The sequence below is a fragment of the Pseudanabaena biceps PCC 7429 genome, assembly GCF_000332215.1.
Taxonomy (GTDB): domain Bacteria; phylum Cyanobacteriota; class Cyanobacteriia; order Pseudanabaenales; family Pseudanabaenaceae; genus Pseudanabaena; species Pseudanabaena biceps.
Genome location: NZ_ALWB01000357.1, coordinates 1 through 3067 on the forward strand (window position 1 = coordinate 1; position 3067 = coordinate 3067).

General features: G+C 43.6%; 3 protein-coding genes and 1 pseudogene. 2 read left to right on the forward strand and 2 right to left on the reverse strand.

Annotation, left to right across the window (positions count from 1 at the left end; genetic code table 11):
- Positions 1 to 202: 202 nt before the first annotated feature.
- The gene (gene psb28, locus PSE7429_RS22220) at positions 203 to 544 is read left to right on the forward strand and encodes a photosystem II reaction center protein Psb28 (protein ID WP_009629638.1); all 342 of its coding nucleotides are present in this window, start codon (positions 203 to 205) and stop codon (positions 542 to 544) included.
- 13 nt (positions 545 to 557) lie between these two features.
- Complete coding sequence (locus tag PSE7429_RS22225; protein WP_009629639.1) at positions 558 to 1073, forward strand: MogA/MoaB family molybdenum cofactor biosynthesis protein; 516 nt, start codon at positions 558 to 560, stop codon at positions 1071 to 1073.
- Between the two features lie 76 nt (positions 1074 to 1149).
- Here the strand turns inward: PSE7429_RS22225 and PSE7429_RS22230 are convergent, their stop codons facing one another.
- A complete protein-coding gene (locus PSE7429_RS22230) occupies positions 1150 to 1962 on the reverse strand; it encodes an MOSC domain-containing protein (RefSeq protein ID WP_009629640.1) in 813 nt (270 codons plus the stop codon).
- Between the two features lie 497 nt (positions 1963 to 2459).
- A pseudogene (locus tag PSE7429_RS22235) lies at positions 2460 to 3067 on the reverse strand (NF041680 family putative transposase); the annotation flags it as partial.

Below are 3067 nucleotides of genomic sequence, written 5' to 3' on the forward strand. Positions count from 1 at the left end.
GACGACACTTTTGTGAATTAAAAAACAAACCCAGTAAGGGTTTTCAAAGCTCAAAATGGCTACGCTATTTTGAGCTTTGGTATTATGGTCATCTCTAGCCCAAGTGAAGATTAAGGTGGTAGGAGATTTGCGTTAATTTTGGGTTATGTTAATAAGAATATACTTTTAAAAAGTTTTATTCACGGTTATTCAGGATTTTAAAATGACAGCAAAAATACAGTTGGCGATCGGCATCGATGAAGAAGCGTCAGATGTCAAAATCACAAGGTCTAAAGACGGAGATACCAGTGTTGCTGTGTTTATCTTTGAGTCACCCAACTGTATGACTGGTGCAGATGCAGGGAACAATGAGATCCTCGGAATGTATATGATCGATGAAGAAGGCGAAATGGTGACTCGTAACGTCAATGCTAAATTCATCAATGGTAAATCAGCAGGAATTGAAGCGATTCATAAACTCAATGGACAGAATGAATGGGAACGCTTTTTGCGATTTATGAATCGCTATGCTGAAGCTAACGGCATGAGTTTAAACAAAGCATAAACTTAAAACAACTATGCAGCCATCTCAAAACCCTTGTCCCGATCCTCCATCCTATCAAGTTCATTTTGCCGTGATTACTGTTAGCGATACCCGTACCCCTGAAACCGATAAAAGCGGAAATTTCATCAAACAATCGATGACTAATGCTGGGCATATTTTGGATTACTATGCCCTAGTTAAGGACGAACCCGACGAAATTCGGGAGCAAATGCTGAATTTGGCAGCGATCGCCGATCTCGATGCTATTATCCTGAATGGCGGGACGGGGATCGCGCCAAGGGATACCACCTATGATGCGATCGCGGCATTACTCGAAAAAACACTTCCAGGATTTGGTGAAATGTTTCGTTATTTGAGTTGGCAAGAGGTTGGTTCGAGGGCGATCGCTTCGCGTTCGGAAGCAGGAATTTACCAAGGGAAATTAGTATTTTCGCTGCCTGGATCGAGTAATGCGGTAAAACTAGCGATCGAGCAACTAATTTTGCCTGAAATCATTCATCTTGTCCGTCAATTAAAGGGCTTACATTAGTGACCTCTGGCTGTCGCTACTCATGGTAGGGCAAAATAAGAAGAGAAGGTTGGCGCGAAGCGCCAACCTTCTCTTCTTAAGGGCTGACGAGCAGAGAATCGCCTAATCTGAGAACTTTGCCTGCTTCAGTTACGGGAATACGCGTATTCAGGGTAAATCGGTAGAAATGGTTGAAGCGCGATCGCTCTACGTTATCTGGCAAAGTTGCCGCTCTTTGACTAGAAAATATTTTTTGGAACTTGGGATAGATTTCGCCTGTATCGGCATCACGGGTAGGAACGGGGCAGCGTTGACAGGGATTTACACCTAAAAGCTGGATCGAACCTATGCGAAAAGGGACTGTTTCCCCCGACTTCGTAAATAGCCGATCTTCCCAAAATGGGGCTGTACCTGAGATCTCTAAATTGGTACGAAAGCGCCGCCGAATTTGCTCTAAGTCAATGCTTGGCTCTTCATACCAACTTTGCACGGTTTTGAGAGATGCTTCCGAAACCACAGTTGGTCCCCAAGCATCAAGATCGTCAGGAAATCCATTGGCAACATTTTGCCGAAGTTCTACGGGTTGACCGAAAAATTCGCTCAACCAATTGGCAAGTAATTCTCTCTCTCGATCTAAATGGAAAGTAAATACTTTGTTTGGCTCTGTTTTTTGCTGATCGTTTTGCTGATGGATTTGGAGATGGATCTGGCGATCGCTTAGGTGGTAATTGGCTCTAATTAAATGAATCTGAGGATATAGCTTGGCATTGATATATTTCCCATGGCGATCGACTATGGCAAATTCGCGATCGCCCTTTAAGGCTCCACCAGAGGAAATCTCTATCTCATTTAAGGAAACAGGATCGAGGGATTTGATGGGAAAAATCAGAATTTTACTGAGGCTTACCATAGGAGTTATAACATTTGAAATGTAGATGTTGATGGAAAAACCTTACCAAATATTCCTCTCTCACCTATAACCAAACAAGAAACTAAACAAGAAATAGCTAGAACAAATCAAAGCCCAAGAGATGAGTGGCGGCGCTTTGCGCCGCCACTCATCTCTTGGGCTTTACGTCTTAACCAAACCTTACGAACCTTACATGGTGAAAAAATAGCCATGATCAAGCCAAAAAATTGACGAGGAGGGGCTTTGCTAACTTCTTGACTAGAAAGGGAGTAGCTAAGTAACGTGAGTTCGGGATGATTTGAAACGGGCGTTGAGAAAGGGTTTGCGTAGCAAACCCTTTCTCAACGCCCAAAACTTGCCTGCTTAACCCGAACTGACGTTAAGTACTGGAGTTTAGACTAAGGTGATTGAGATAAGCAGAAAAAGAGCAGGAAAAAGTAACTCAGAGAATAAAGAACTGAGGAAATCTAAGAGAATGAAAACGAGAATATTGAGGGTTAGGAATTAAGGTTGTCTTTGTTGACCTTTTTGGGACGAGAAACCCGTTTTTTGATGATAGGAAAGCGAGGATAAGGAGAACGCTTACGCCCAGATTTCCAACCAAGGGACTTACCACGAGGTTTAGGAGAACAGGCTGGAGAACCAATCCTGACTAAAAGTGCGGCAAAGCCCTGAGCGACTCGACCAAAGGAGAGATTGGTTTGGGGTTTCTGCCAAGGTAAAGGACTATCAATAACTAGTTGACGGGCTAACCACAATTGCCAAGACAATAGAGGCATAAGATCGCTCCAACGCAAAGCCTGTTGAGGAGTCAACAAATGAGGCAGAGTCCAATGTAAACGTTGTTTGGCAAAGCGATTCCAATGGTCGATAGCAAACGACGTAAGTACAAACGCCAAATCTGGACTAAAGATGGCATCTGCTCTCCCACCCAAGCTAACCACAAACCAGAGCAATGGGGATGGGTGACTCGAATAACTTGGAAATGGCGTTGGGCAGTCTTTTTTAAAGTGTAAATCAGACCATTGCTGGATTTGCACCTGTCCGACTGTCTCATCTTCTAAGCTAAAAGTTGCCGATGGGTCTCCCCAACTATCAGCATTGG

Bases quoted from the DNA above. Each gene is read 5' to 3' on its own strand.
- psb28 (WP_009629638.1), top strand. From the start codon at position 203: ATGACAGCAAAAATACAGTTGGCGATCGGCATCGATGAAGAAGCGTCA.
- PSE7429_RS22225 (WP_009629639.1), top strand. From the start codon at position 558: ATGCAGCCATCTCAAAACCCTTGTCCCGATCCTCCATCCTATCAAGTT.
- PSE7429_RS22230 (WP_009629640.1), bottom strand. From the start codon at position 1,962: ATGGTAAGCCTCAGTAAAATTCTGATTTTTCCCATCAAATCCCTCGAT.